The organism is Acinetobacter sp., assembly GCF_041919735.1.
Taxonomy (GTDB): domain Bacteria; phylum Pseudomonadota; class Gammaproteobacteria; order Pseudomonadales; family Moraxellaceae; genus Acinetobacter.
On the sequence record NZ_JAYRTF010000052.1, the window covers coordinates 1 to 2,400 of the forward strand.

4 protein-coding genes are annotated in these 2,400 nt (G+C 47.3%); 1 reads left to right on the forward strand and 3 read right to left on the reverse strand.

The genetic code is table 11. The annotated features are described in order from the left end of the window. Window positions 1–242 (reverse strand): 50S ribosomal protein L13 (gene rplM, locus ACE3T3_RS15830; RefSeq protein WP_374668613.1); only part of this gene is annotated, 242 nt, incomplete at its 3' end. Window positions 243–886: 644 nt separating this feature from the next. Between rplM and ACE3T3_RS15835 the strand changes: the two genes are divergently transcribed. After that, complete coding sequence (locus ACE3T3_RS15835; RefSeq protein WP_374668615.1) at window positions 887–1,327, forward strand: OsmC family protein; 441 nt, start codon at window positions 887–889, stop codon at window positions 1,325–1,327. 22 nt (window positions 1,328–1,349) lie between these two features. Here the strand turns inward: ACE3T3_RS15835 and ACE3T3_RS15840 are convergent, their stop codons facing one another. Both ACE3T3_RS15840 and ACE3T3_RS15845 read right to left on the reverse strand, forming a co-directional pair. Then, on the reverse strand, window positions 1,350–1,676 hold the full coding sequence (locus ACE3T3_RS15840; RefSeq protein ID WP_374668617.1) for a DUF167 domain-containing protein: 327 nt from the start codon (window positions 1,674–1,676) through the stop codon (window positions 1,350–1,352). Between the two features lie 190 nt (window positions 1,677–1,866). After that, on the reverse strand, window positions 1,867–2,400 hold a 534-nt coding region (locus tag ACE3T3_RS15845), incomplete at its 5' end, for a hypothetical protein (protein WP_374668619.1).

Below are 2,400 nucleotides of genomic sequence, written 5' to 3' on the forward strand. Positions count from 1 at the left end.
GGATAGCCCGAGTGACGGTAGTATTTTTTGTCTTCGAATTTCGCACCGGTAATGCGCAATTTGTCGGCATTAACGATTACGATAAAATCACCCGTGTCAACGTGCGGCGTAAACTCTGGTTTATGCTTGCCACGCAAACGACGTGCGACTTCACTGGCCACACGACCCAACACTTTATCCGTCGCGTCGATGACATACCAGTCACGTACGACTTCGTGTTGTTTTGCTGAAAAAGTCTTCATTACTATTTCCAATAAATTAAATTAAACAACCATACAGCTCGCTATCATTGCTTATGCCCGCAACCTCTCCCGATGCGCTCTTTTATGGGCTGAGCTTTAAATTATCGATGATTCAAGAATAAAAGTCAATAAATCAGCGCAATTATTGGCGTAAACATCTGATTTTCCGCTGCTTTTTATGGTAATTACGACACACAAAAGCATTCAGCTTAATCACGCTGGACGAAAAAAAACCCAAGCCATAAAGCTTGGGTTATAAATCCACCAAAGAAGGGTGGAGGAGACAACTTGAGACTGCATAACAGTCAACGGTTGCCATTATACGGGATTTTCAATGCCAGACAAGGCACGGAAAATGTAGTTTTTTGCAGCGAACCCTTAAATACAGAATTTTTTTCTCCGAGATAGGTATTTTTGTGAAATTATTATAAATACATCAATTTTATAAAAACTTTAACCAAAAAATCTTTTTAAAAATTTATAGAAACAGTTGCACAGATGCAACATTGCTTTCTGTTTAAACAGAAATTTATGGCTTTTCTCACATTCAAATGTTTTTTCCGCATCCGTTATAATGCCTAAATTATGAAATAGGTTGCTTAAGACGAATCAAACCATTATTTAAACGAACAGGATCAGTCAATATGGAATGCACAGTACGCTGGGTCGGCGCCAACGCCGGTATGTCATTTATCGGCGAGTCAGGCAGCGGCCACGCTGTGGTCATGGACGGCGCACCCGAAGCAGGCGGACGCAATCTGGGTCCACGCCCAATGGAGATGTTGTTGATGGGTACTGGCGGCTGCTCCGCATTTGATGTGGTGCTGATTTTACAAAGAGCGCGTCAAAAAGTCTCCGACTGCCAAGTTCAATTACGCGCCACCCGTGCCGAAACTGACCCAAAAGTATTCACAGACATCCATTTTCATTTCGTCGTCAGCGGACAAGATTTGTCTGCAGCAGCAGTCGAACGCGCTGTTAAGTTGTCGCACGACAAATATTGTTCGGCGAGCATCATGCTGGGACAAGTGGCGCAAATCACTCACAGCGTTGAAATTATTGATACGGCGCAGCAGACCGCATAAAGCAGCCCTATACGTAAACACTTTATTTTTCTGCCAAATACGTCTGCAATGTCAATTGCATCGCAGAGAATTCATTTGCCTGCCCGTGAAAACATATGATTTTTTGTCGTGAGGTTTGCCCACGAACCACACTCACCTCTCGTGGCGCGCAAGCAAAAGCGCGGGCTAAGAATTGACATAATGCTTCATTGGCCTTACCGTCAACGGGCGGTGCGGACAATCTGATTTTCACCGCATCACCATATAGACCAGCCCATTGCGTGTGCTTCGCACCTGGCTGAACATGTACGCTTAACCAAACATCGTTGCTTTTAATATGAAGGCAATCCATCGCTTTTAATCCTGACAAATAATAAAAACCCCGTCATGGACGGGGTTCTATTTTTACCGCGCCTTAATGATTCAATCACATCAAGGACGACGGTACACAGGAAACGGCCATACTTCTGCTGGTTTTGCCGGCGGTGGTTTCACCTCCGGTTCAACTGCAGAGGCGGCCTTCGACTTCTCAGACTCAGCCTCTTTTCCTGCTGTGCTTATTACTTTTTTGCTGCTGTTGCGGCTTTCTTTGCAGCTGGTTTCGCAGGTGCTTTTGCAGCCGGCTTGGCTACTTTGGCTGTGGGCTTCGCAGCTGCTTTTGGCTTAGCCGCTGCTTTGGCTGGAGCTTTGGCCGCTGGCTTTGCTGCCGCTTTTGCAGGTGCTTTCACCGGCGCTTTAGCCGCTTTGGCTGCGGGTTTCGCTGCTGCTTTTGGCTTAGCTGCTGCTTTCGCTGGAGCTTTGGCCGCTGGCTTTGCTGCCGCTTTTGCAGGCGCTTTTACTGCCGCTTTGGCTGCGGGTTTCGCTGCTGCTTTTGGCTTAGCTGCTGCTTTCGCTGGAGCTTTGGCTGCTGCTTTCGCTGGAGCTTTGGCCGCTGGTTTTGCTGCCGCTTTTGCAGGCGCTTTTACTGCTGCTTTGGCTGCGGGCTTCGCAGCTGCTTTTGGTTTGGCTGCTGCTTTCGCAGGTGCTTTCACCGCTGTTTTAGCTGCAGGTTTTGCTGCCGCTTTTGCAGGCGCTTTTACTGCTGCTTTGGCTGC

What these genes read in the sequence shown, in the direction of transcription:
- ACE3T3_RS15835 (WP_374668615.1), top strand. Translation starts at nt 887, where the DNA reads ATGGAATGCACAGTACGCTGGGTCGGCGCCAACGCCGGTATGTCATTT.